Origin of the sequence: Stenotrophomonas sp. MYb57 (assembly GCF_002966815.1) — a bacterium.
Classification (GTDB): domain Bacteria; phylum Pseudomonadota; class Gammaproteobacteria; order Xanthomonadales; family Xanthomonadaceae; genus Stenotrophomonas; species Stenotrophomonas indicatrix.
Window position 1 is genome coordinate 588,550 of record NZ_CP023271.1, and the last position, 26,057, is coordinate 614,606.

Below are 26,057 nucleotides of genomic sequence, written 5' to 3' on the forward strand. Positions count from 1 at the left end.
CGATGTACGGCACTGGGGGATCGAATTGCCAGAGCGATTGTCTACGGTGGCCTGAGCGTGTCAATGCCCAAGGCACACGCGACGCGGGTCAAAGCGCCCACGCTGTCCATCCGCGTTTGCTCCGAGCCGGCCGCCTGGATCCACTTGGCCGCGACCACGGAGGCATTGCCACGAAGGGAAGCGGTGTGCAGGTGCCGCCGCGGGGTGCGCGTGTCGTCTGCAGGTGGGCGTGGTGCTCGCGGGCCGATCCCCAGCGGCCCAGGCGCAGGGAATGCTGGTCCGGGGCACCCCGATTAGCGAGAATGGCGGCGCTGATCAGGCGCAGACTCTTCCGGACACCAGGACACCATGGAAAACACGAACCCAGCGGGCCAGGCGGCCACTACCATGTGGGGGTGGGCCGCGAGCATCATCGCCTGCGTGCTTACCGTTCTGGTGCTGACCCCCTTCATGCCCGAAATGCCGATCGCCGGCGTCGACGGTTCATGGGCGTACGCCATGAACATCGCCACGGCCGAGCAGATGCGGTTCGGGAAAGACATCATCTTCACCTTCGGGCCGCTGGCGTCGGTATACACCAACGTCTACCACCCTGCTACCGATGGCTTGATGATCGGCGGGTCGTTGCTGATTTCCATCGCGATGTTCGCCGGGCTGTTCACCGCGGTGGCTCCGGGTCGCCGGGTCCTGTTACCACTGGTCCCGCTGTGCATCGGACTGGCCTGGCTGCCTGACTGGGACGGATGGCGTGACGCGGTGATGATGCTGCTTCCATTGCTGCTTCCCTTTGTCGTGGTTCGTGGCCGTGAGACTGGCCGCCTGTCGACCGGCACGATCTGCCTGCTTGCCATGGCGATCGGCATCCTGCCACTGGTGAAGGGCAACTTCGGCCTGATCGCCGCGGTGACGAGCCTGGTTGCGGTGATTCTGTGCTGGCCGGTCTCGCGGCGCTTGAGCATCGGCATCGTAGTGATCGAGATCGTGGCCTTGATCGCAGCCTGGTTGATCGCCGGACAGGCGCTTATCGACCTGCCGGGATACTTCATCGCGCAGTTGCCGATCATTTCCGGTTATACCGATGGCATGTCGACCTCCGCCGACGGCCGTCTGTGGGATCTGGCCGTCTTCATCACCGCCGGTGCGGTGATGGTAGGCGTTTCCGCGCTGGGCGGCCTGCGCGCACGCTGGTATGTCCCAGTTATAGTTGCGCTCTACCTGTTTGTGACCTTCAAGTCCGGCTTCGTACGACATGATCCACCGCACGCCTTCATTGCGTCCTCAGCACTGCTGCTGATTGGGCTGCTGCTGTACCTCATGCCGGGCAGCGAACATGGGCGGGGCGCCATGGCGCTTGGCGCAGGGATGCTTGGCTGGGTGTTGATCGCTTTTGCGATCCTGCCACCGGATCCGCTGGCGTCCCTGGCGCGTGTCGGTGAGGCGATCAGGATTCCCGCACAGGGTGTCTGGCTGCGGCTGACCGACGCTGACGCGCTTGAACAGCAGTACCAGCGCAGGCTCGCCGAGTTGGCCAATCGGCCTCCGTTTGCCGATCAGCAGGGGCAGGCCGACGTCTACCCGTGGGATCTCTCGCCTCTGCTTGCGTCCGGCATGACCTGGAAACCGCGTCCGATCCTGCAGAGCTATGCAGCATTTACGCCGTCCTTGATCACGGCCAATGCAGATCACCTGAAATCCACCCCGCCTTCCCGCGTCTACTTTGCCGTCTATCCGATCGATCAGCGCTATCCTGCGATGGAGGACGGCGCCAGTTGGCTTGATTTGCTGGGGAGCTACAGACCGAAAGCACTGGACGGCGGCTACGCGGTGCTTGAACAGCGAACGCCCGCAGCTGCGGCCTTGCAGCCCCGGCCGGCGGTGCAGGTCGCGGCGCGGCTTGGCGAGCGGATTGCCGTATCGGGCTGGGAGAACCCTGTTTGGGCGTCCATGGACATCAAGCCCACCTTGCTCGGCAAGATCTACGCCACGCTATACAAGGCACCGGAGTTGTCGCTGGAGGTGGTTTACGAGGACGGCAGTACGTCGGTCTATCGCATGATCGCTGCCATGGGCAGGCCGGGCTTCCTGCTCTCGCCGACCGTGACCGACGCCAACCAGTTCGTGGCACTGGGCTCGCACAGCCGTGGCGATTTGCTGAGCAAGCGCCGCGTGGTTGCGTTCGGTGTTCGTGGTCAACGCGGAACGCGGCTGATGTGGCGACCTGACTACCAGGTCACGTTCGCACGCCTGGACATTCCCGCTTCGGTGGAAACCGACGCCGTGCTGTCCGGATCCTGGAAGGAGGGCCTCCCTGCGGCCTCATATCCGGTCGGTGGCAACTGCAACATCGAAGATGTCGATGGTATCGGGGTCACGGGTGCGGCAATGGAGCGTCCTGGCCGCATGCTGTTCATTCGCGGCTGGGCAGCGCTGGATGGGGAGAAGGGCAAGCTCAGCCAGCGCACTTCGCTGCTGGCTGAAGGGCGCGATGGACGCGCCGTCGTGCTGCCGGTGCATCGTGTGTCCCGGCCTGACGTATCGAACTACTTCCACCAGCCCAGCCTTGAGTACGCCGGCTTCCACGCCTTCGTGGACCTGCGCCGGCTGCCGGAGGATGCCCAGATACGCGTCCTGCAGGACGATGGCAGCCGTTCGCTGGTCTGCCAGGCAGTGCTGACCCTGCATCGAATCGATGCGGACGCCCCGCTGCCGACGCAGTAGCGCGGCAGCTCGGGACGCTGCCGTTACGGTTGGCTGGCGGAGGGTGTGAACAGGGGCATGAGCTGCCCCAATACCAAGGCATGGCCTTCGCGGTTGGGGTGGTTGAATTGCGCCATCAGCTGGTGGCGGTCGCCACGGTAGTTCTGGAAGGCCGCAAGACTGTCGGCGACCGGAACATCGGTCAGCTCACCCAGGCGCCGGATCATCGCTGCCTGCGCCCCGAGCGGATCGCCGGCGCGGTCGGGCGCGGCCTGTTCGTCCCAGGTGGGCGTCAGCAGCACCGGGCATGCACCCGCCGCGCGTGCCTCCACGATCATCGCCGCCAGGTTCCGGGCCGAGGCCTGCAACGCCAGCCCCCGATCGTTCAGGCCGTAATCAATCAGCACCACGCGCGGCGCATGCGCCAGCGCATCCCGTGCAAACCGTTCGCGTCCCTGCTGGGAGTTCTCGCCCCCTGCGGCGGCGGTGATGACATTGAGGACCGCATGCGGATAGGCGTCGGCCAAGGCGTCTTCGAGCAGGCGGGGGTAGGCGTCGCGCTTGTGTACGGCAGGCGTGATGCCGAATCCGGCCGGTACGCTGTGTCCAAAGGCGATGATGTTCACAATCTTGTTGTCCGGCCAGGCCACCTGCAGGTCATGGACCACCGCTGCCAGGCAGTGTTTTCCGACGGGGGCAGTCGCCGTGACCGGCAAGGGTGCCGCCGTGGGCGCGGCAACTGGTTGGCAGCCGGTTGCCAGCAGGGTCAGCAGAAGCAGGGGACTGTATCGTTTCATTGGGGGCGCCGAGGCTGTTTATCGCCAATGTAGCCGGTGCCAGTGCAAAGCACCACGCTCCTCCTCGTCGCGCGCCGGCGCCCTCGCACCGTACAGTTCCGACGGATGCTCCGGTGGGATTACGGCTACAATTTGCCCCGAACCAAGTAGTGGTCTGCTGCCCGTCGCGCGCCTGCGCGGTATTGCCCAGGCCGTGCCGCAACGGTCAGAGGCAAGTGATGAACCAGACAGTGAAGGAAATCGTCGGCAAGCCCGATCGTGGTGAAGCAACAATGCCCCTCTGGGTGGTGTTGGGTTGCCTGGTGAGCTTCCTGCTTGTGGTCCTGATGATCACTCCGTTCAATCCGGCCATGCCGTTCGAGAGCCTCGACGGATCCTGGATCTACGCGATGAACCACGCCACGGCCGAGCATCTGCGCTTTGGCAGGGACATCATCTTCACCTTCGGGCCGCTGGCGTCGGTCTACACGACCATGTACCACCCCGCCACCGATGGTTTGATGTTGGCGGGATCCCTGCTCATCGCCGTAGCGTTCTTTGCCGGCATGTACGCCAGTACCCCACCCGGGCGGCGCATGTGGTTGCTGCTGCTGCCGGTGGTGCTTAGCCTGGGCGTGAGCCGCGACGTGGCATTCCTGTTCCTTCCGGTCCTGCTTTGCTGCGTCGTGGCGCGAGGGATCGAGCGCGGCAGGCCGTTCACCGCGACGGTCTGCCTGCTGGCAGCTGCCATGGCCGTCCTGCCGCTGGTGAAGGGAAACTTCAGCGTCATGGTCGGGCTGGCCACCGCGATGACGGTCCTGATGGGTTGGCGGGCGCATCGACGGACTGTATTGCTTGCCGTCGCCGTCCAGCTGCTGGTGATGCCGCTGGCATGGATGGCTTCGGGGCAGTCACTGCCTGACCTGCCGCGCTACTTCATCGCGCAGGCGCCGATCGTTTCCGGCTACACCGACGGCATGTCTGTCGTCGGCAACATGCATGAAATTCTCTATTTCCTGATGGCTGCTGCGTTGCTCCTGTGCCTGTCGCTGGTCGGCGGCATCCGCCGGTACTGGCACGTTACGGTACTGATCGCGGCCTATCTTTTCGTCACCTTCAAATCCGGATTCGTGCGCCACGACCTGCATGCGTTGACTGCAGCCGTGGCGCTGGCGATGGCGGGCGCTTTCCTGTGCCTGAGCCGCGCTGGCCGATGGAGTGTCCTTGCGCTGGTCATCGGTCTGGCCGGATGGGGGATGATCACCCGTCCCTACGCGTCCGTGTCCTGGGATGCCTCGACCACGCGCTTTGCACAGATGGTCCGCCAGCCGGTACTGGGACTGGTGACGCGCCTCCGCGATCCCGCTGCCCTGGATAATCAGTTCAAGGCGATTTCGGCAGCGTTCGGCTCGCGGCCGCCCTTTGCCGGGTACACAGGCACGGCCGATGTCTATCCGGTGGAGATCGCGCCGGTGATCGCGGCAGGGTCGATCTGGAAGCCGCGTCCGATCCTGCAGAGCTACTCGGCCTACACGCCCGTCCTCGCTCAGGCGAATGCCGATCACCTGCTCAAGGATCCGCCTTCGCGCATCTACTTCAAGCTGGATCCGATCGACCACCGCTACCCTTCGCTGGATGACGGCGCCAGTTGGCTGCCGATGCTCGGAAGCTATACGCCGGCTTCGCTGGAGAGCGGTTATGCCGTGCTGGAGCGTTCCAGGCAGCCGGCCGCAGCCCTGCAGCCGCGTGACGTGGAGCGGACCAGCGCCAAGGTGGGCCAGGAAGTTGTGGTGCCCGAAGGGAATGACCCGGTGTGGGTGACCATGGATATCCGGCCCACGTTTGCAGGCCGGCTCATGTCCACTTTGTACAAGTTGCCCAAGCTGTCGATCAAGATGCGTTATGAGAACGGTGATACCGCTGACTTCCGTCTGATAGCTGGCGCCACCCAGACGGGCTTCCTGTTGTCGCCGACGGTGGCAGATGCAAGGGACTTCATTGCGCTCGCCTCCAGCCAGCAGCAGGACATGCTGCACAAGCGAAAGGTAGTCGCATTCACGGTTTACGGTGACAGTGGAACACGGCGGCTGTGGAACGCGAGTTATCCTGTCACCTTCGGGCGGCTGGTGATTCCCGCCTCTGCCGAGGCGGACCGGATCCTCGCTGCCACGCCGGATCAGTCTCCCTAGCCGCTGGCGGGGAGGAGGGGCCTGACAGCCGGTTCACGACCGGAACGAGAGCCGCTTGTGGCCGATGTAGCTGGTGATGACCGGAACCATGACGCCGACTGCATGCCCGATGGTTTCGTTGTGGAAATCCACACGCAGCAGCGGCAACAGCCAACGCGCGACCAGCAGGCTGATCAGGATGGTCTGCACCAGGGCCGCCAGGTTGATTACGATGAACCACAGGACTTGATGGCGGAGCCGGTTGTTGGCCTGTTTGAACACGAAGGTCTTGTTGAGCGTGAACGCGGTGACGATGCCCAGCAGGTAGGCGATCAGGATGGATGGGACATAGCCCATCCAATGGCCCAGCGCGATTCGCGAACCGAAGTTGACGCCGGCGGCAAGGCCGCCCGCCAGCAGGAACGTCACGAACTGACGGGATGCAGCAGAAGACATCACCGGCCTGCAGCTCCCCGCGCGGCCAGCTTGGCCAGCGTGCTGCCCACCGCGATGCTTTCGTTGATGGAGCGGTCTTCGGGATAGTAGTACGCCGTATCGGCCATGTAGAAACCTTCCAGCGGCGTCTTCATCGGCGGCAGCATGTCCTGGAACCCGGGCGGGCAGATGGTCTGCGCGTACTCGTAGCGATGGCAGTGTGTTGCCTTGATCCACTCCGGCTTGAACGCCGGGTTGATCATCGGCAGGTAGCTGATCACCTCGTCGATGAGCTGCTGGTTGGTCCACTGCCACTTCGGATGGGTCTTGGGCATGTAGTACGGCGCATACACGATGTGCTCGCCCGGCCCCTTGCCCGGATTGAGGTTGCTGTACTCGATCAGGCCCGGAATGGTGATGCGGTCGTCGCTGATGTTCATCCAGAAGTTTTCGCTGACCGGCTGCGACAGCTTCAGGATCACGCAGGCCACCGGGATGTTCTCGATCGCAGCGACCTGGGCGGCGAACGCCTTGGGCAGACCGGGCACCAGCTTGGGTACGTACTGGATGGGTGCGGTGGATACCACGGTGTCGTAGGCGGTGTGCCCACCCGGCGTGCGGATGCCGGAGACCTTGCCGGCTTCGGAGGTGACCTCATCGATGGGCTGGCCGAGCAGAATGTTGCCGCCCAGGCGCTTGACCTCGGTCGCCATGCGCTCCAGCAGCACGGACGAGCCACCTTCCAGGTAGCCCATGCTTTCGTTGAACAGATTGCGTCGTGACAGCGCCACGCGCTTGATGCGGGTGCCGATCCACGATGCCGATAGATCGTTCTGGTACTCGAAGAACTTCAGTGCGAACGCCTTCTCCCACATCACCTTGTAGGCCTTCGGGCCGATCCAGCGGGTGATCCAGTCGCGGGCGTTCTCCTTGTCCAGCGCAGTCCAGTCCTTGATGCCCTTGGTGTGCATCACGTGCAGGGCATAGCGGACCTTGTCGATCAAGCCCAGATGCGGGAAGCCGAGCAGCGCGAACGGCGTGCCCCACTTGTGCAGCTTGCCTTCGTAGTAATAGCCCATCTTGGTGTCTGTCCAATGCAGGCGATCGGACAGCTTCATCTCATCGAGCAGCTTGAACAGTGGGTAGTCGGTCTTGCAGATGAAGTGGTAGTAGCGTTCGATGCGCAGGCCGTCGAAGTCGAAATCAGCCGACATCCCGCCAATGCGATCGTCGCGCTCGTAGATGTCTACCTGGTGGCCCTGCTTGAGCAGCTCAAGGGCCGCCATGAGGCCCATGGGGCCGCTGCCGATGATGGCGAAATTGCGCATTGGAATGTTTTCCGATTGTCTGTTGGGTCAACGCTGCAGCACGATGTGGCTGTAGCGCGGATCGGTATAGCTTTCGCGGATGGCAACTTCGAATGGGGTCTGGCGAACGCCGAACACGGCCTCGGTATCGACGCCCTTGAAGTCGTCTCCGGCGCTGAGCGCCTTCAACTGATCCGCGGTGAACGGCGGCTTGTTGCTGAACAGTGAGTAGGTGCGGAGCAGGAATGCGAAGAAGCCGATCGGGATGTGGACGATCAGTGTCCGCAGGTTCTTGACCCGTTTGATGGTGCGGATGATGTCTACGTAGTCCACGCGGGTGTGGCCCACGATGTCGAACACCTGGCCGTCCGGTTCGGTCTCGATGCACTTGGCGATGCAGCGGCAGAAGTCGCGCTCGTACAACGGCTGGCGCATGAACCTGCCATCTCCGGGAATCGGGAACACCGGCGTGCGCGCCATGAAGCGCGACAGCCAGCCCAGGTGCTTGGGATCGAACCAGCCGAACATCAGCGTAGGGCGCAGCACGCAGTGACGCTGGCCGCTGGCCACCACCATTTCTTCCTGCTCACGCTTGGTATTGGTGTAATCGTCCTTGGCCACGGAGTTCACCACCGAGGAGCTGATGTGCACCATGTAAGGAACACCAGCAGCCTTGCACGCAGCCAGTACGTGGCCGGTTGCGGTCAGGTTGTTGCGCACGAACAGGTCCGTGGTCTTGCCCGTGATCTGTGCGTGCAGCTGCACGACCAGGCGCGCGCCTTCGAAGGCATGAGCCCAGTCACCGGGCTCGGCGAGGTCGGCCAGGATCGTCTGAACGTCGGGGTGCAGGCCGCGCAGGATCTCCAGGTTGTGGGCGTGCTTGTCGATCGCCACCAACCGGGTGTAGCCCTGCTGCTTCATCTCGACGATGAGGTTCTGCCCCACCAGGCCTGCGGCGCCGGTCAGGACGATCTTGTCTTTCTTGTCTGCCATGGACGGATTCGGATACTCGTGAAGGGAGTCAGCGCGGCTTGTAGGCCACAACCAGGGCCTGTTTGCCCAGGATGTGCCAAGCCAGAGGAATCTTCAGGTACAGCGAGACCAGCCAGGGCGCCTGTGGCAGGCGGCTCTTGGTGGTGTAGGGCAAGAACTTCGGAATGACGACCCGTGGCTCTAGACCTGCCATCAGCACGCCTTCGACCAGGCTGCGGTCGCTCAGCGCAGTGTGATGGTCAAAATAGTCCCAGTACTCGTCGTACAGGAAGCGGATGTTTGGCTGCAGAATGATCGCACGGCCACCCGGTCTGAGCATGCGTGCGCTCTCGCGCAGGGTCTGCAGCACCAGATCCTTGGTCGGCAGGTGTTCCAGGAAGTTGCTCATGAACACGGCATCGACGCTTGCATCGGGGATCGACGCGACGGCCGTGCAGCTCTCGTTGATGATGCGCACGTCATCAGCGGCGAACTGGCGGACATCGGGGTTCAGGTCCACTGCAATCTTGCCGGCGGCCGGAATGTTGTTGATGAATTCGCAGTAGCCGGCACCGATATCGACTACGGTGTCCGACGGATTCACGAAACGATTGAAATACTGGCCGCACAGCACCTGCCAGATCCGATTCTTGTTGGCGAGCTCTTCCTTCGGGAAGCGGTGTTGGTAGAGAACGTCTAGATCGCGATCGATATCGGGCATGCGGGAGTTCCTTTCTCTCGGTGGGTCGGTATTCGGATCAGAGTGCAATGCGGCGGAAAACGAACTCGGGAATGTTCTTGATGATCATCATGATCGCCCACCAGAACCCTGGCAGGTAGGCCACGGCCTTGCGCTTGCCGATGGCCTTGAGGATCCCGCCGGCTACCTTGTCCGGCGTCGCCCACAGGGCGCCCTTTTTGAACGCGGCGGTCATGGGAGTGTCGACGAAGCCTGGCTTGATCACCAGCACATTGACGCCCGCCGGGCGCAAGCGCTGGCCCAGGCCGCTGAGGTAGGCGGTCACCGCTGCCTTGGCGCTGCCGTACAGATAATTGCTGGCGCGGCCACGGTCGCCGGCAACCGAGGAGATGACCGCCAGGGTGGCGCCAGGCTGCAGGCGCTGCGCAAGCGCCGCTGACAGTGCGATGGTGGACGTGCCGTTGGTGGCGAACTCGCGCAGCGACAGCTCGACCGAGGCGTCACAGGCGGCCTGGTCGGGCAGGGTGCCGTGCGCGATGAGCACGGTGTCGATACCGCCCAGCGCGTTCCAGGCCGCATCGAGCAGCGCGCCGTGGGCGGTCACATCGTTGACGTCGAGCACGCCATACTCGGCGCGCTGCGCACCGCGCACCCGCAGATCGGCGGCGATGGTGTCCAATCGGCCGGCATTGCGACCGACCAGATAGATTGCAGCCGCGCGGGCGGCATACAGGCGGGCGACGGCCTCGGCGATGGCCGAGGTGGCACCGATGATCAGGATCTTCTGCATGCTTACTCCATCACCCGGCGCCAGAAGCCGGATGAGAATCGGGGGTCGATGTAGCGGGAAAAGGCTTCCCAGGCTGGGAAAGCCTGGCGGAACAGGGCGCCTGACATGCGCGCATCCTTGGCTGGATAGACTGCGCCGCCCGCCTCACTGACGATGTGGTCCAGGCGGTCGAGCATCTTCAACAGCTCCGGGCCGTCATTGGGGAAGTCCAACGCCAGGGTGGTGCCTGGGCGGGGGAAGGACAGCATGCCCGGGGAGGGGCGATCACCGAATTCCTTCAGCACCGCCAGGAACGAGCCGCGCCCGCTGCGGGCGATCTCGGCCAGCAGGGCTGCGGTCGCGTCGCGGGCATTTTCCGGAGGCAGCACGCACTGGTGCTGCAGGAAGCCGCGCGGGCCATACATGCGGTTCCAGTGGTTGATGCCGTCCAGCGGGTAGAAATAGCTCTGGTAGTGCGAGACCGCGCGCGCGCGACGTGCCGGCTGCCGCCAGTAATACAGCGTATTGAACGGGCGCAGCGTCAGTCGGTTGACCAGCGACACCGGCGGTACCACCGGCATGCTGCGGCGCGGGGCCGAGCTGGGTGTAGCGGCCTGTGCATTGCCCGGTGCATGGTCCCCGCGCAGGAAATGCCCGCGGCCCAGGTGCTTGCCACGGGCCAGGCAGTCGATCCAGGCCACGGTGTACTCGAAGCCCTCAGCGGATTCCCGCGACAGGCTGAAGAATTCATCGAGGTTGTCGAAGCGGATCGATTCGGTCTCGATCCAGGGGCCGGGGACGCGCCGCAGCTGCAGCTCGGCCCAAGTGATGAAGCCTGTCAGGCCGAGGCCGCCCACGGTCGCTTCAAACACTCCGCTGGAGTCGCCAGGTGCCAGCTCCAGTCGCGTGCCGTCACTGCGCAGCAGCTGCAGCCGGCGGACATGATGGCCGAATGTGCCAGCACGATGATGGTTCTTGCCATGCACATCGTTGCCAATCGCTCCGCCCACAGTGGCATAGCGCGTGCCGGGCGTGACCGGCAGGAACCAGCCGTTGGGCAGGGCGATGTCGATGACGTCGGCCAGGGTTACCCCGGCTTCGCAGCGGACGATGCCGGTTGTCGGGTCGAACGTCATGAAGCGATCCAGCGCCCGGCTGGCCAGCAGGGTCCCATCCGGATTCAGGCAGCTGTCGCCGTAACTGCGGCCATTGCCGTGCGGCAGCACGCTGCCGTCGTCAGGCAGCGGCAGGCCATTCTGGCGATCGAGCACGGGGACGACGCGCTGCTGTACGCGCGGATAACGCCCCCAGGATGCGCCGCTGACCAGGGTCATATCGCGATCAGGACGATCAGCACGCACAGCGCGATGACGATCTGGCTGCCACGATCCATCGCCGCGAACACGATCGGGTCGTCGTGCATGTCACCACGATGGGAAACGATCCACATGCGGCTGATCCAGTACAGCAGGATCGGGCACAGCAGCCACAGCAGCTTGGGTTTGCTGTACAGCTCCAGGCTCTCCGGGCTGTTGATGTACAGCGCGAAGACCAGCACGCCGATGTAGCCGGCGGCCGCGCCGAGCGACTGCACCAATGGCAGATCGGCCACCGAGTAGCCGCGGCCGATGGCCATTTCCTTGCCATTGGCCAGCGCCGATGCCAGTTCGGTGTAGCGCTTGAGCATGGCGAGGCTGAGGAACACGAACATGGAGAATGCCAGCAGCCAGAACGAGAGCTCCGAGCCGATCGCCGCCGCGCCACCTATGATGCGCACGGTGTACAACGCGGCCAGCATCACCACGTCGATCATCACGATGCGCTTGAGCTTGAGCGAGTAGCTCAGGGTCATCACGTAGTAGCAGATCAGCACCAGTGCGAACTCCGCACTGCACACAAAGGCCAGCGCGAAGCCTGCCAGCGTGATCAAGGGCGCCAGCAGCAGGCCGTGCAGCAGGGGCAGCGTGCCCGCCGCGAACGGACGTTTGCGCTTGCGTGGATGCATGCGGTCCGGGGTGAGGTCGAGCAGGTCGTTGAGCAGATAGACACCTGACGCACACAGGCCGAAAGCCAGGAAGGCAACGCCGGCATCGGCGATGGAGGCTGGGTCCAGGAAGCGGTGCGCGGTCAGCAGCGGCACCAGCACCAGCAGGTTCTTCAGCCACTGGTAGACGCGCAGGGCCTTGATCCAGGTGAGCAGGTTGCCATTCTGCGCGGGCAGATGGGCCAGGACCTCGGTCTGCCGGGCCGCGTCCCGGGCCAGGGATACGCCGTTGTTGACCACGATCGCCCCCCCGGCGTGCGCCCAGACCTTGAGGTCGACCCGGCCGTTGCCCATGTAGTCGAAGCCGCGCTCGCCGAACCGTTCGGCCAGCGCCTGCCCCTTGTTGCTGCCGGACAGGTTGGTATGGCCGTCACTGGCCATGACTTCCTCGAACAGCCCCAGATGATCGGCGATGGGCTGTACCAGCAGCCGGTCCGACGCCGTGCACAGCACGCGCGGGCGCTGCGTGGTGGTGCGCAGGATCTCCAGCACGCGCTCGTCGTAGGGCAGCGTCTCAGCAGGCAGCTGCACCCGCGACGCCAGCTGGCGCTTCACGTAGGCCTTGCCGCGCAGCAGCCAGAAAGGAACCAGGAACAGGTAGAGCGGGTTGTGGGCAAGCAGCGCCAACAACGATTCGTACAGAATGTCCGAGCGGAGTAGGGTGCCGTCGAGGTCGACGCAGAGGGCGCGGGATGTGGTCACGTTCTGCATGTTTCCGCTTCAGCGAATCCAGTGGTGTCCATGGCGGTGAGCTTCAGTTTTCTTCAGATCGTCGATTATAGCGGGTAGCCTTGGTGGTCCCGCCTGACGTCCAGGAAGGGGCTGGCCGACGGGCGCCTCCGCGATGAGGAATGCCCACTGGCCCGGCCGGACCTGAGGCTCATGGCTTCGCATCGGTCAGAAGGCGCTTGAGGTCGAGGGGGCACCCCGGCGTACGCCGGGGGGCCGCCGATGGGTACTCGATGATGATGCAGGGGTGGGTTGTCCCATCTGGCTTCCGGGCCTCCCAGAAGCTGATACCCCCGCCCTCCCTTATTTCAAGAGAAAGGGGGCCTGTTGTATCCGGGGGCACGTCCATGTAGGCGTATGCGTTGTCCTCGATGTCCGGAAGCGCCAGCGTAGCCACGATCGACTGGGTCCCATCCGTACGGGGCACCGTCAGTACGGCTAGACCGGGGTTGCTGCGCGCGTAAGTTGCCAGTCGCAGGCCAATCCGTCGAGGCGCCTCATGGGGGGTGTCGGGGGCGCTGGCGGTGGCGATGGCGAAGCGATCCCCCTTGGAAACCGGGGGGCTCACGGAAAGATTATCGTCTGCCTGGGCAAGGACGCCGATTCCTGCCGCTACGTCCTTGCGGACGTAGTACTGCGTGTGAGGCAGGCGAATGTAATCGCGTGCCATCGCGTCGATGACGCATCCGCCGTAGCTCGCCCAGTCGTACTTTTCCCATACCTTCCATTCATCGAGCATGACAAGCTTGGGCCGGACCTTCTCGATGTCCATGCACGGATCGATGCGTATCCCAAGTACCGGGTGGTCCAGATACTGCCGCTGCCACGGAAGATAGAAGTAGTAGCCGGAGGCGGGCAGTCGGTCCGCCGCCACGTACTGGTAGTTCTGGAAGGAGTAAGCCAGGATCCTGTCGCCCGGGTCGGTGAGCTTTCGGGCGAGCTGGGCAAATTCGGTTGTTTCCGGAATCCTGCGATCGACCAGCAACTGGTCTTCCTTGGCGCCGCCAACAACGAGTCGCGCGGCCAGGATGCAGCACAGCACGAGCAGCAGACTGCGCTGGCGGGGGAGCCCGGCCGGGATCAGGTGCAGGAGCAGCAGCGGCATGGTGAGCGCGGCGTAGATATAGCTGAGGCCATGGATATCAAGCCCACGGATGAGCATCGAGCCCATTCCCAGTGCGATCAGGATCGCACGCCACGGGAACGCTGGTTGCTTGGCTGCCGCAGCCGTAAGAGCCGCCACGATGAGGCCCAACAGAAGTATCCCCGCCAGATCCGACGTTGCGCCGTGGAACGCATTGCCAATCAGCGCGAAAAGGCCATGTCCCTTGTTGTACTGAGGAAGGAGTATTGAGTTCAGGTAAATGTGGAAGGCGAGGTACCCCTTGATGGAGCCGGACCAGGCCAGAAAGGCGATATTGAACACCATGGCCGCGCCTGTCCCGCAAAGTACTTTCCGCCAGTTGTCCTTGTGCGTGGATGCGACAAGGAATGCCACTGCGGCCGGAATGTAGGTGATGGCAAGGAACGGTGTCGAGGCAACCAGCGCACTTCCGACAAGGGTTCTGGCCGTCCCGGGCTGCAGGCTTCCTGCCAGCTGCGGGAGCAGCCATGACGAGAAGGCCACGCTCAGCATGATTCCACAGAGCACCTGGTAGGAATAGGTGTGCCCGAACCCCGCAGGGAGCACTCCGGCATAGATGGCGGCAACCAGCAGCGTGTAAGTCACGCGCACGATTGCATGTGTGTTGCGGATAAGCGGAGAGAACAGCAATGCGGCAAGGGAAACGAGCTGCAACAGGGCAATCAAAGCGCGATGCGCGGCGATTGAATGGCCGCCAGCCCATTCAACCAACATGCCGGGGAGGAACGTCAGAGGGCCATGATGGTTGAATATCTCCCGATAGAGGCTGCTGCCGGCAACCATCATCTTCGCAGCAACGATGGTCTCGGTTTCGTCCGCAAATTCGGTGTAGTTGAGCAGTCTGAACTGGTAGGCCACCAGCGCTGCCATCGCGAGAGTAAAAACAACCCATGCAGCGATGGTCGCGGGATCGGCAAAACGGCCCCGAATTGCACGAATGATCATGGCTGGCGCTCGGTCGGTGGGTTGTAGCGACCGCAGATCGCCGCTAGCAGTACGCGCATGATCTGCAGATTTCCTCTGAAACTGCTGATCTTGGTGGGAACCTCTCCCTCGGGATAGCGTCTCGTCGTGGGCAGCTCCTGACAACGAAAACCCAGGCGAGGCGCGCGGTACGAGAGATAGGCCAGCAGCTCGTAACCCTGGAAGACATCGCGGAACGGGTTGATGCGGGGATCCATGAGCAGTGCCCTGCTGTAGGCACGAAAGCCTTGTGTGGTATCTGTCCATCCGAAGCCGGAGAACAGACTCAGCAGTGGAGCATGGATCAAACGGATGGCAAAGTGGCGTGCAACCGGAGTATTCACCGCAACCCCGCCGGCGATGAAACGCGAAGCCTGTACGAAGTCGACTCCCCGCTTCAGGGAATCAATGAAGGAGGCGATGGGGGCGGGGTCATCCTTGTTGTTGCCGTCGATGGTAACGATGCCCTGGTACCCGGCGTCGAGGCAGAACGCGTAGGCGCAACGCAACTGGGCGCCGAGCTTGCCTGGACCGGTCTTGACCAGCAATGCAGTCACGCCATGGTCGCGCAGGAACTGCTCGGCCAGTGATCCGTCTGAGCTTCCGCCATCGACCACAATGACGTCCGCGATATCCGCAATGCCCATTTCATCCATGCCCGACAGCAGCGCACGGATGCGCTCTCCTTCGTTTATCACCGGAATCACGACGGCATGATCGTGGCGCTTGCTGCGCAGCAGCGTCTCCGTGAAGGTAGGCACCTGCCGGTGCTCGCTGTGTCCCGCAGGGCACGGGGGTGTGATGGGAGTGGTCATTGCGGAAGTCACTGTCGACGTTTCAGGGGGCGTGAACGGTAATCAGAACGACACCGGAGAGTATCAGTGCGATGCCTGCCACGGTGGTCCAAGGCATAGGCTCCCGGAATGCGATCACCGAAACGCAAGCGACCAGGGCAATGGCGCCTGCCGTGGAGATCGGATGGGCAACATTGAGCGGAAGGCGTGCCAATGACATGGAGTACAGCATGAAGGCGCCGCCGTAGAGGGCCAGGCCGGTCCAGAAGGGCCAGTTGCGCAGTGCCCCCATTGGGTCGGCAAGCGAGGGGAACTGCCGTGGCGCACTGACGGCAACCTTGATGAGGGCACTTGCACCCGCATTGCAGAGAATGCCGATGAACAGGATCAGCCACTTGTTCATGACAAGGCTCCGCGGTCCTGTGACCGATAGTGGCCAAGCGCGAATTCCAGAGACGCCCTGATTTCACGTTCACCGCCATCCGGGCGCAGCATCTCGATTGTCAGTGGAACATCGCCCAGATGCCGGCGTAACAGCGTGGCCATCGATGCATGATCGCTATCCCGCGTACCCAGAGGGGCCAGCCCTGGCTCGCTCAGGTGGACATGACCGATGATGTCGGCGTGCCGCCGCAGTAGTTCTGCAGGGTCTTCCTTGTTGATGAATATCGAGCCGGTGTCGAACTGCATCCTGACGTATGGGTGGCCTGTCAGGCGTACGACGTCGGCCGTGGATTCCGTGTGGGTCATGAAGTTGGCGCCATAGCATTCAGGATTGGGCTCAAGGCAGAGCGTGATGCCCTCCAGACGGGCAGATTCACCCAGGCGATGGAAGAACTCAGCACCTGCTTCATTTGCTCGCCTCAGGGGCAGGGATCCTCTGTCGCGATTGCGTGGCGAGCCAAAAACAGCGCGTGTTGCGCCCAGGCCGGATCCAATCCGGAACACGTGGCGAAGATGCTCAAGCATGTGCAGCTGGACATCGGCTGAAGCAAAGATATTCAAGCCTTCCGTGCCGAACAGCAGCGACTGCATCCCGATAATGTCGACGCCGATTGCTTCCCACGAGCGTCGGATCCTGGCAATTGCCGTGTCGCTGGCTTCTGCAGGTGCGGGAAAGTATTTGCTTGGAGCAACATCGATGTAGCGAATGCCGAGTTCGACAAGAAGTTGTCCGATCGCATCGTCCTCATCCGCGTTCCACGCAATATTGGAGATCGAGATGCTCATCAGGCGAGCCCCGAATCTGTTGGCTCAGTCTGATGATAAGCGCGGATGGCAGTCAGTACCGCGCGCCGGTCGTACTGATACCCAGGGCTTCCCCCTGCGCCAGCTGCGTGGCGACTGAGCATGTTGTAGCTTGCAGGAGCGTCGGAGATCGCGTTGTCGAACGGCAGATCGAACCCTTGCAGGGCCACTTCGCTGACACTGAGCGGGGCGCCAGTCAGATGCAGGAGATCGATGTCTTCTCGCCGAGCCGCCTGGATATCTGCATTGAGGTTGACCATCGGATAGAACTGGAACCGCCCACGGCTGTCGATGGCATGCACGTTGTTGTTGTTGTGCAGATCGAAAATGACGTTCTTGCGCAGGCCCGGGCCCACCAATCCGGGGAGACGGACGATCATCCTGGATCGAAACCGCGATTCCACGAACTCTTCAAGGCGCCGCCGGTGCAGCCCATACGGATGCAGTCCGTTGGTCGCAACCGGGGTAGATTCGTCGACGTCGGTCGGGTTGGCGAACACGTCCACTGTGCTGATCAGGACAAAGTGATCACAGACAATGGAATCGAGCGCTTTGATGAGTGCCTGGACGTTCTTCCAGTCGGCTTCCGGTTCGCGATTGGCGATCCATTTCTGCGCAGGTGCAGCCGAACAGACCACTGTGTCATAGGCCTGGGCGGCAACATCCGAGATGTTGCTTCTGTTGAACAGATGCTCGAACCGCGTCTGTCGCTTCAGGGTGGAGCCCACGAAGCCGGTGTGGCCAATGAGCGCGTGAGGCATGGAGTGCTCCTGGTGCCCGGATGACCGGACGGCTGTGCGATTCGGATGCGGTTGGCGGGAAGGGGCGAGCGGGTTGTGCTGTCCCTTGCTAGGGCGACGTATGGAAGGAAATCATATCCAGATGGCCGATTACGTCGTAGATGTTGTCAATCTTTCCGCCAAGTATCGTCGAGTACCCTGGCAGCTGGGGATATGACTCGAACAGGATCGGGCGACCATCGTCGCCTTCGTTCTTCACCAGGACCGTTTTGATTTCGAACAATGACTGCTGATACACGGCCTTCGAAATGCTCGGGAGATAGCGGGCGGCATCCCGGAGCATGTAATTGAATCGGCTTGAGCGTGCTTGGGATTCAAGCTCGGCGTAGGGATTGCGCGCCGGCGTGTCGATCCATGCCGTATGGGGCGTGTAGCGAACATGGGATAGTGTGCTGGAACGGCGCGCGGGGAAGGGCATGACGGAGAAGAACGGCCCGTCCATCACCGTGATGCCCAGCCCCTCCAGGGCGGGGGGGAGCTTGATCAACACCATCTCGGTGATTTCATGCTTGAGTGAGGCGTGGCTGTGTCCATGTGGGCCACTGATCAGGTTGAGCCCTGCATAGGTGCAGTTGAAGACCTGCCCAGCCACCATGGACGTTGTGGTTCTCCCGTCAACGCTGCGCATGCACACACGTACCGCGTCATTCTCCCTCTGCACGGCAGTCGCTTCGTGTCCCATGCTCAGGTGCACGCCGGCCCCCGCCAGTCTGGTTTCGAGCAACTGGCGAAGGCGCTCGGAGTCGAAGCTGTACTCCTGCGCGATGAAGGCTCGTTCGATCAGGTGCGGGTTGAACAACTTCGCCAGTGACGCGGGTGCCAGTTCCAGAGGTGCGTCAATCGTGCGACAGAAACGCACGAACTGGGCTGCGGTGACCTTTGAGTTGCGCCGAGCGATGGCATAAACCTTCAGGAAGTCGGAATGTACCGCCGAATCCCACTCCCGCATGAAACGGGGAAGGTTGACCCTGCTGCGATAGGCCGTGGTGAAGCTGCGCGGATAGTGGTAGCCGTTATGGACGCGCGCCTGGTTCGAAAACGAGGCGCGCTGCATCAATCGGGATTCACGTTCGATCAGAATGACCCTGGCCATCCCCCTCTCGCTGGCGAGATAGCTGGCGACCACGGCGCCATAGAAGCCTCCACCAATGACGATCGCATCGGCGTCCAGGGGCATGGTCTCAGGCACGCTTGGGCGGTCCAGCCAGGCTGGCAGCGCGTTCCACGTTCACGCGCTCAAGCCGTTCAAGGCGTGCGCTGGTGAACTCCTGGGCGACATGGAAAGACGGACCCTCGTTACTGAGGGTGGCCATGTGCAGGATGTACTCGCCCAGCACCAGCAGTACAAGGGAGATCAATAGGAACATCCCGGATTGCTGCAACGAAAGGCTGACCCAGCCCGGTTCGACGTCCGTCTTGAAGATTGCGATGGCCAGGACATAGAAGGAATAGAACAGGTTGGCCAGTGCGCCGAAGGTCGACAGCATGGTCACCAGTCGCATGGGGAGCCGGGTGCTCGACACCAGCAGGCGCATGCCTCGGTCGATGCTCTGTCCGAGCTTCTTTTCCGGGGCTGTTTTCGGCTCGTAACGGTAGGTCACGTTGGTCCGGGTAAAGCCTGCAGTAACCGGTAGCAGGCGATAGATGGCGGCTGGCCGCGGATGTTGCAGGATGTAGTTGACGACCTTCTTGCTCATCACCCTGTACGGTGGGGCCTCCGCGCCGGGGTCAACGCCATTGAGCCAACGGAACGCCCGGTTGAATACGGCATTGGCCAGCCGGTACGCGAGGCCCAGACGTGGGCGTGCCTGGTTGTTGGCGAACACCACGTCCGTCCCTGTGACTGCGGCCTCCAGCAACTTCGGGAGGACCGAAATATCGTCGGTCAGGGGGTCGAGAACGGCGATGAAATCGCCGAGCGCGCTTTCGATGCCTGCCCAGGCTGCCGTTTCCCAGGCAACGGTCTGGGTCAGTGCGTAGACCTGCAGATTGGGTAGGCCACCCTCGCGGGTGAGCTCTCGCAGCCGAGCCACACTCTCGTCGGTGGACCCATTGTCCACCACGACGAGTTCATAGTCGGTGGCCAGTGCGCCGAGGCTGGCTACGGTTTCCGTGAGCAATGACGCCATGTCTGCGCCGTGATTCCGCATCACGTACACGACGGAGATGAAGGCTGAAACGGATGCGGTCACGCCATCTCCTTGTGGGCGCAAATGTGGCTAATTGCATTGTAATTTGGCGATTATAGCCCTATCAGTGCACGCATCAGGGGGCATGCCGCTCAAGTGACAGCGGGCTTGCGCGCTTCCAGTACAACAGCCGCAACCATTCCCACCGCTACCGCCAGCCACAGGCTGGCCAGGCGTATCCCGATGGCCGCCGCCAGGGCCGTATCCAGGTCCGCACCGGATGCTGCCAGCATGAGCACGATCGCCGCTTCGGTGGTGCCCACGCCGCCGGGAACGAAGGAGAGGGCGCCAATCAGCATCGCCAGCGGGTAGATGGCCAATGCGTACTGCCAAGGCAGAACGATCCCCAGCGCGTGGCATAACCAGGCGAAGGCCGCCGAGGTGAGCAGCCAGGCCGCCAGGCCACAGGCGATGCTGGCTGCCGTCAGCCCCGGGCGCAACAACGGACGCAGCGAGGTTGTGCCATCAACCAGAAATCGCGCCAACCGGCGCAGCGGCCGGCCGGGGAGCCAAGCGACCAGCGCGATGGCTGCACGCTGCAGCGTGGCAATGCAGGCAACCATGCACAGGGCCAGCACCAGGCACAGCACGACGGTGGCGAGCACGCCAAAGAGGGGAATCAGGTGCGCCGCTCCCAAGCTCAGTGCGGTGATCACCAATAGATCCAGCGCGCGTTCGTAGATGAAGGTGGTCAGCGTGACCTGCGCGGGGACGCCCAGGCGAGAGAAATAGCGGATACGCAGCAGCTCGCCGGCCTTGCCGGGAGAGGCAGTGAATGCGAACCCGGCGAGATAGGCGAGCATGCCGGCGCGCCAGCCCGTAGGCTGGCCTTGCGATCGCAACAGCATGTGCCACCGCAGGTGGCGGAACCCATAACTGGCCAGGACCAGGGCAACGCAGCCACACAGGGGGAGTGCCAGCGCCTGCAGGCGGGTCAGGATCTGCTTGTCCCGGTCGATATACCACAGCCCCAGCAGGTAGATGCCGGCTACCAGGGTCAGCCAGGCCAGGGCCCGTCCGCGGCGGATCGGCCTGGCGGCGGTGGTGGAAAGCGTTTCGGACACGGGTGCGGCACCTTCTGCAGCGCCGGCAGGAAGGTCACGGCCGGACGGGGCGCGATCCTACCATCGCTGCTGCCAGCACCGTGCACGCTGGCAGCGGCGCCGATCTACTCGGTGTCTCCAATAACCAGATCCATGGCCTTGTAGCGGGCGATCAGCTCGGTACCCGCTTCGAAAGCGGCAACGTCGGCCTCGGGAACATTCGGGCGGGCGTAGACCAGGCCGTTGCGCGTGAGGTAGTACTCGTCCTTGCCCATGCTGGAGATCCGATCCAGCGCGCATTCCTCGAAGAACGTGCAGCCAAGAAACAGGGTATTGGCATTGCGGATGCCGAGCAGGCTCAACAGGGTGGGGGCGAAATCCAGTGAGTTCTTGTAGTCGGCGTTGATCTGGCGGTGTTCGACACCCTTCCAGTAGATCAACAGCGGAATCGGATCGATGAAGTAGCCGCCGACGTCCGGGTCGGCCTGCTGTGCCGGTGGGTCGGGAAAGGTCGAGTGATCGGCAGTGATTACCAGCACCGTGTTCTCGTGCAGGCGGCTGGCCATGAACCGCTGCAGGAAGACACCGATGTTGTGGTCGTAGGTATGGAATCGATTCAGTACCTGGTTTCGGCCATCACCGTACATCTGCTCGCCGTCCAGGAAGGCGTGCGTCTGGAAGTTGTAGGCTGCGGCGAAGAACGGCCTGTCACGGGGCTGTGCCTCCAGCTCATCCAGCATCGCGGTGAACAATTGCGGATCGGACAGGTATTTCGGGCGTTCTTCGTCGGGTGTGGTCCGCAGGTGCTTGTCGAACAGGTAGTCCCTGCCCAGCGTTGCGTCGAAGCCGAGCGTCTCGATCATGTTGTTGAGGAATGCCTGCTGCGACAGGAAGAACAGGCTGTGGTACCGATGCGAGTGCAGTACGTCGGGCAGGCTGGCGCGCGATATCGCGGTGATGTCGCGGGAGACATCACGCTGGCCAATTCCGCTGCCATCCTCATAGAAGCCATCGATTTCCTGGTGGCCGGACGTCAACTGACCGCGCAGGCCGCGGAAGGTGGCTGCCGTATGGTTGTAGTAGTTGCGCACCATCAATGACCCGCCGGCAAATCGATCCAGGTTCGGCATCAGGTCGGCGTAGGCTCCGCCATAGCTGCCCATCCAGCGTGCCGACATGCCTTCAGTGAACAGGACGATGACATTGGGGTGCTGTGGCAGACCGGCCGTCATCTCCTCGGGAAAGCCCTGATCGTAGACGGTGCGCCGGGAAAACTGCGCCCGCACAGCCGTGAGTTCGCTGCTGCTGAGTCGTGTCTGCGAGCTCATTCCCGCGTACATCATCATGGAATGAGCCAGTGAGGAGACCGGCGCTTCGCCGCGCGCAACGGCAATGCCGCGTGCCAGCGGCTGCTTGTGGATCATACCGGCGTAGGCGACAGCCAGGATGCCGACGCAGGCGAACGCGCTACGGAGGGAGTAGCGTGATCTGGTACCGCGGTATCCATAAGCGTGCGTCGCGAATGCGACGAGGTAGATGCCCAGCAAAGCGTAAATACCATTGAAGGCGATCAGGCCCGCAACCTCTCGATTGGCAAGCGCGATGGGCGGAATCAGGCCGCCAGAGATCCAGATCGAGTACATCTGGGCGATGTAGGCCGAGCCCAGCGCAACTGGAATCAATAGCGCAGCAGCCCTCGCGGCGCGTTTTCGAACATCCAGCGCAAGCTGCGTGATCAGTTCAATCAGTGCCAGCTCCAATGCGAACGTGGCCGCGATGTAGAGCAGATCCGGCAGAGCGAGAAAGGGGCGCATCCGAGCCAGGAGGACGCAGGAAAGCACAGCAGCAACGCAGGTTCCCCATGCGGGGAAACGCGGTTGGAAGGAAGAAAAAGTAACGCTCATCAGCTGTAAGGAAGAATCGCCGTGAATCCTTCCGCAGGCCTCTCTTGGAAAGGAAACGGAGACCAGGATTGCCTGCAGCGGTGATGCCCTCGGTGCTGATCAGGTATCCATGGCGGGCCGGATCATAGGGCTTTCTTCACATTATTTACACATCGATGTCCATGCGACCACGCTGCGAACAGGCGCCTGCCTGAAGCATCCCGATACACGCTGATTCGAAGCTGCGATGGTGCTTGCCGAGTCTGGCGAATGCAGTCTGAAAATGTGATCTGCTCGAGTATTCGGGAATAAAAAAGGCCGGAATCGACTGATTCCGGCCCTCTTTAATGGAACACTGTATTTCGACTTACAACGCCTTTTCCAGCTCCGGCAGGATCGCAAACAGATCCCCGACCAGGCCGATATCGGCAATTTCAAAGATCGGCGAATCCGCATCCTTGTTGATCGCCACGATCGTGCCGGCATCCTTGATGCCGGTCAGGTGCTGGATGGCGCCGCTGATGCCGACGGCCACATACAGCTCCGGCGAGATGATCTTGCCGGTCTGGCCGACCTGCAGGTCGCTCGGCACATAGCCGGCATCCACCGCAGCGCGCGAGGCACCCACGGCGGCGCCGAGCTTGTCAGCCAGCTGGAAGATCACCTTGAAGTTCTCTTCCGAACCCACGCCACGGCCACCGGAGACCACGCGCTTGGCGCTCTGCAGGTCCGGGCGGTCGCTGGCACCGGCGGCCAGGCCGACGAAGCGGGTGTGGCTCGGCAGGGCCGCATCGACGCCGGCGGCTTCAATGGCAGCGCTGCCGCTTTCGGCCGCTTCCGGCCACGATGCGGCACGCACGGTGGCGACCACGATCTGGTCGGACGGCACTTCGACGGTGATGATCGCGTTGCCGGCGTAGATCGGGCGCTTGAAGGTGTGGCTGCCTTCGACGGCCATCAGGTCGGAGACCTGGTTGACGCCGAGCAGGGCGGCCACGCACGGCATCAGGTCCTTGCCGAAGGTGGTCGACGGGCCGAACACGTGGGTGTAGCCCTTGGCCAGCTGCGCGATCTGCGGGGCCAGTACCTGGGCCAGCGCCTGCGCGTTGGCGGCATTGGCCACGGTCAGGACCTTGGCGACGCCGGCGATCTTGGCCGCTTCAGCCGCAACGGCGGTCGGGTCGGCGGCCAGCACCAGCACGTCGATGCTGGCGCCGGAAATGGCGGCGGCCGCGCTGACGGTCTTGGCGGTAGCGGCGTTGAGCTTGCCGTCGTGGTGCTCGGCGATGACGAGAATCCTGCTCATTACAGCAACCCCTTCTGCTTGAGTGCGGCAACCAGTTCGGCCGCGTCCTTGACCATCACGCCCTTGCTGCGCTTGGACGGTGCGGCGTACTGGGTGGTCTTGAAGGTGTCGGCGGCGTCCACGCCGAGGTCGGCCAGCTGCAGGGTTTCCAGCGGCTTGGCCTTGGCCTTCATGATGTCGGGCAGCTTGATGAAGCGCGGCTCGTTCAGGCGCAGGTCGGTGGTGACCACGGCCGGCAGGTCGACTTCCAGCGTTTCCAGGCCGGCATCGACTTCACGGGTTACCGTGGCCTTGCCGTCGGCAATGTCGAGCTTGCTGGCGAAGGTGGCCTGCGGACGCCCCCAGAGCGTGGCCAGCATCTGGCCGGTCTGGTTGGCGTCGTCGTCGATGGCCTGCTTGCCCAGGATCACCAGGTCCGGCTGTTCCTTCTCAACCAGCTTGAGCAGGGTGCGGGCGGCGGTCAGCGGCTGGATAGCCTGGTCGGTAACGACGTGAATGGCACGGTTTGCGCCCATGGCCAGGCCATTGCGCAGGTGCGCCTGGGCGTCGGCCGGGGCGATGGTGGCCACCACGACTTCGCTGGCGATGCCCTTGTCGCGCAGGCGCAGGGCCTCTTCCAGGGCGATTTCATCGAAGGGATTGGGAGACAGCTTGACGCCATCGGTGACCACGCCGGAGCCGTCCGGCTTGACCTGAATGCGGACGTTGTAGTCCACCACGCGCTTGTACGCGACGAGGATTTTCATCTGGTACGAGATCCTTGTAGTGCCGGTCGCTGGCCGGCTCGCATTTGCTGGAGAACGTCCGGTCCTGCAACAGCAACCGGTTCGGGGGTGGGACCCCGATTCTAGCTGGCTTGGGGCAACCATGCGAATGCGTATGGTCTACTTGTTTCCTGGTGCGATGCAGCAATCCAGTGGGCGCCAGTTCACCTGTGTGATCGCCCGCTACAGGAACTGCGTTGTATCCTTTCAAGTTGCATTGTCGGGGCCACGAGGGCCCTGTCCCGCGAATCATCATCAGGAGAACAGGTAGTGCCCACATGGCTTGTCACCGGCGGCGCCGGATTCATTGGCGGTAACTTCGTTCTCGAGGCCGTCGCACGCGGCGTCAAGGTCATCAACCTCGATGTGCTGACCTACGCCGGCAACCTGAAGACCCTGTCCAGCCTGGACGGCAATCCCAACCACGTGTTCGTCCAGGGTGACATCGGCGACAGCGCGCTGGTTTCACGCCTGCTGGCCGAGCACCAGCCCGATGCGGTGCTGAACTTCGCGGCCGAAAGCCACGTCGACCGTTCCATCGACGGCCCGGGCGCGTTCATCCAGACCAATGTCGTCGGCACTCTCGGCCTGCTCGAGGCTGTGCGCGATTACTGGAAGGCGCTGCCGGCCGATCAGGGCGTGGCCTTCCGCTTCCTGCATGTCTCCACCGACGAGGTGTACGGCACCCTGGGGGAGACCGGCAAGTTCAGCGAAACCACCCCGTATGCCCCGAACTCGCCGTACTCGGCGTCCAAGGCCGCCTCGGACCATCTGGTGCGTGCGTTCCACCATACCTACGGGCTGCCGGTGCTGACCACCAACTGCTCCAACAACTACGGTCCGTACCACTTCCCGGAGAAGCTGATCCCGCTGGTGATCGCCAAGGCGCTGGCCGGTGAGCCGCTGCCGGTGTACGGCGATGGCAAGCAGGTGCGTGATTGGCTGTTCGTGTCCGACCACTGCGAAGCGATCCGTACCGTGCTGACCAAGGGCCAGGTGGGCGAGACCTACAACGTCGGCGGCAACTCCGAAAAGCAGAACATCGAAGTGGTGCAGGCGATCTGCGCGCTGCTGGACCAGCGCCGCCCGCGTGCGGACGGCCAGCCGCGCAGCAGCCAGATCACCTACGTTGCCGACCGCCCGGGCCATGACCGCCGTTACGCGATCGATGCCTCGAAGCTGAAGAACGACCTGGGCTGGGAACCGGCCTACACCTTTGAACAGGGCATCGGCTTCACCGTCGACTGGTACCTGGACAACCAGGAATGGGTGAACGGCGTGCTCGACGGCAGCTACCGCCTGCAGCGCATCGGCACCGCGGCCTGA

The 26,057-nt window shown here is 63.0% G+C and carries 22 protein-coding genes; 3 read left to right on the top strand and 19 right to left on the bottom strand.

The annotated features are described in order from the left end of the window. The first annotated feature begins 348 nt into the window (after nucleotides 1-348). Nucleotides 349-2,718, top strand: a complete 2,370-nt coding sequence (locus CLM74_RS02685) for a hypothetical protein (protein WP_158684095.1) — start codon at nucleotides 349-351, stop codon at nucleotides 2,716-2,718. Nucleotides 2,719-2,741: 23 nt separating this feature from the next. Here CLM74_RS02685 and CLM74_RS02690 read toward each other — a convergent pair whose 3' ends face one another. After that, entirely contained in the window at nucleotides 2,742-3,413 is a 672-nt protein-coding gene (locus CLM74_RS02690) for a GDSL-type esterase/lipase family protein (RefSeq protein WP_158684096.1), read from the bottom strand. 299 nt (nucleotides 3,414-3,712) lie between these two features. On the opposite strand from CLM74_RS02690, the gene CLM74_RS02695 reads away from it, so the two are divergent. Further along, nucleotides 3,713-5,662, top strand: a complete 1,950-nt coding sequence (locus CLM74_RS02695; RefSeq protein ID WP_105163382.1) for a hypothetical protein — start codon at nucleotides 3,713-3,715, stop codon at nucleotides 5,660-5,662. Nucleotides 5,663-5,695: 33 nt separating this feature from the next. On the opposite strand, the gene CLM74_RS02700 is transcribed toward CLM74_RS02695, so the two are convergent. The 18 genes from CLM74_RS02700 to CLM74_RS02785 form a co-directional block, all read right to left on the bottom strand. Next, a complete protein-coding gene (locus CLM74_RS02700; RefSeq protein WP_105163383.1) occupies nucleotides 5,696-6,097 on the bottom strand; it encodes a GtrA family protein in 402 nt (133 codons plus the stop codon). Beyond that, the gene (locus tag CLM74_RS02705) at nucleotides 6,097-7,404 is read right to left on the bottom strand and encodes an NAD(P)/FAD-dependent oxidoreductase (protein ID WP_105163384.1); all 1,308 of its coding nucleotides are present in this window, start codon (nucleotides 7,402-7,404) and stop codon (nucleotides 6,097-6,099) included. The genes CLM74_RS02700 and CLM74_RS02705 overlap by 1 nt, the downstream gene beginning before the upstream one ends. 27 nt (nucleotides 7,405-7,431) lie before the next feature. Then, the gene (locus CLM74_RS02710; protein ID WP_105163385.1) at nucleotides 7,432-8,376 is read right to left on the bottom strand and encodes an NAD-dependent epimerase/dehydratase family protein; all 945 of its coding nucleotides are present in this window, start codon (nucleotides 8,374-8,376) and stop codon (nucleotides 7,432-7,434) included. A 28-nt stretch (nucleotides 8,377-8,404) separates the two neighbouring features. Next, nucleotides 8,405-9,076: a class I SAM-dependent methyltransferase gene (locus CLM74_RS02715; RefSeq protein ID WP_105163386.1), complete on the bottom strand. Its 672-nt coding sequence runs from the start codon at nucleotides 9,074-9,076 to the stop codon at nucleotides 8,405-8,407. Nucleotides 9,077-9,113: 37 nt separating this feature from the next. After that, a complete protein-coding gene (locus CLM74_RS02720) occupies nucleotides 9,114-9,845 on the bottom strand; it encodes an SDR family oxidoreductase (protein ID WP_105163387.1) in 732 nt (243 codons plus the stop codon). Nucleotides 9,846-9,847: 2 nt separating this feature from the next. After that, on the bottom strand, nucleotides 9,848-11,152 hold the full coding sequence (locus CLM74_RS02725; RefSeq protein WP_199776091.1) for an FAD-binding oxidoreductase: 1,305 nt from the start codon (nucleotides 11,150-11,152) through the stop codon (nucleotides 9,848-9,850). 2 nt (nucleotides 11,153-11,154) lie between these two features. After that, the gene (locus CLM74_RS02730; protein WP_105163389.1) at nucleotides 11,155-12,579 is read right to left on the bottom strand and encodes a UbiA family prenyltransferase; all 1,425 of its coding nucleotides are present in this window, start codon (nucleotides 12,577-12,579) and stop codon (nucleotides 11,155-11,157) included. A 169-nt stretch (nucleotides 12,580-12,748) separates the two neighbouring features. Then, on the bottom strand, nucleotides 12,749-14,686 hold the full coding sequence (locus CLM74_RS02735) for a hypothetical protein (RefSeq protein ID WP_105163390.1): 1,938 nt from the start codon (nucleotides 14,684-14,686) through the stop codon (nucleotides 12,749-12,751). Beyond that, nucleotides 14,683-15,519, bottom strand: coding sequence for a glycosyltransferase family 2 protein (locus CLM74_RS02740; RefSeq protein WP_105163391.1), 837 nt, complete (start codon nucleotides 15,517-15,519; stop codon nucleotides 14,683-14,685). Before CLM74_RS02740 ends, CLM74_RS02735 begins: the two co-directional genes overlap by 4 nt. A 22-nt stretch (nucleotides 15,520-15,541) precedes the next feature. Then, on the bottom strand, nucleotides 15,542-15,901 hold the full coding sequence (locus CLM74_RS02745) for an SMR family transporter (RefSeq protein ID WP_105163392.1): 360 nt from the start codon (nucleotides 15,899-15,901) through the stop codon (nucleotides 15,542-15,544). Continuing rightward, nucleotides 15,898-16,728 (bottom strand): sugar phosphate isomerase/epimerase, encoded by an 831-nt coding sequence (locus CLM74_RS02750; protein ID WP_105163393.1) that lies wholly within the window; start codon nucleotides 16,726-16,728, stop codon nucleotides 15,898-15,900. The genes CLM74_RS02745 and CLM74_RS02750 overlap by 4 nt, the downstream gene beginning before the upstream one ends. Further along, nucleotides 16,728-17,507, bottom strand: a complete 780-nt coding sequence (locus CLM74_RS02755) for an NAD-dependent epimerase/dehydratase family protein (protein WP_105163394.1) — start codon at nucleotides 17,505-17,507, stop codon at nucleotides 16,728-16,730. Before CLM74_RS02755 ends, CLM74_RS02750 begins: the two co-directional genes overlap by 1 nt. An 88-nt stretch (nucleotides 17,508-17,595) precedes the next feature. Next, nucleotides 17,596-18,735: an FAD-dependent oxidoreductase gene (locus CLM74_RS02760; protein WP_199776070.1), complete on the bottom strand. Its 1,140-nt coding sequence runs from the start codon at nucleotides 18,733-18,735 to the stop codon at nucleotides 17,596-17,598. Further along, nucleotides 18,728-19,738, bottom strand: a complete 1,011-nt coding sequence (locus CLM74_RS02765; RefSeq protein ID WP_105163395.1) for a glycosyltransferase — start codon at nucleotides 19,736-19,738, stop codon at nucleotides 18,728-18,730. The genes CLM74_RS02760 and CLM74_RS02765 overlap by 8 nt, the downstream gene beginning before the upstream one ends. An 89-nt stretch (nucleotides 19,739-19,827) precedes the next feature. Continuing rightward, complete coding sequence (locus CLM74_RS02770) at nucleotides 19,828-20,799, bottom strand: lysylphosphatidylglycerol synthase transmembrane domain-containing protein (RefSeq protein WP_105163396.1); 972 nt, start codon at nucleotides 20,797-20,799, stop codon at nucleotides 19,828-19,830. Nucleotides 20,800-20,903: 104 nt separating this feature from the next. After that, nucleotides 20,904-22,592 (bottom strand): sulfatase-like hydrolase/transferase, encoded by a 1,689-nt coding sequence (locus CLM74_RS02775; RefSeq protein WP_234003412.1) that lies wholly within the window; start codon nucleotides 22,590-22,592, stop codon nucleotides 20,904-20,906. Nucleotides 22,593-23,028: 436 nt separating this feature from the next. Next, nucleotides 23,029-23,967 (bottom strand): electron transfer flavoprotein subunit alpha/FixB family protein, encoded by a 939-nt coding sequence (locus CLM74_RS02780; RefSeq protein ID WP_105163398.1) that lies wholly within the window; start codon nucleotides 23,965-23,967, stop codon nucleotides 23,029-23,031. Continuing rightward, nucleotides 23,967-24,713 (bottom strand): electron transfer flavoprotein subunit beta/FixA family protein, encoded by a 747-nt coding sequence (locus CLM74_RS02785; protein ID WP_099841867.1) that lies wholly within the window; start codon nucleotides 24,711-24,713, stop codon nucleotides 23,967-23,969. The genes CLM74_RS02780 and CLM74_RS02785 overlap by 1 nt, the downstream gene beginning before the upstream one ends. Before the next feature lie 288 nt (nucleotides 24,714-25,001). On the opposite strand from CLM74_RS02785, the gene rfbB reads away from it, so the two are divergent. Further along, a complete protein-coding gene (rfbB, locus tag CLM74_RS02790; protein ID WP_105163399.1) occupies nucleotides 25,002-26,057 on the top strand; it encodes a dTDP-glucose 4,6-dehydratase in 1,056 nt (351 codons plus the stop codon).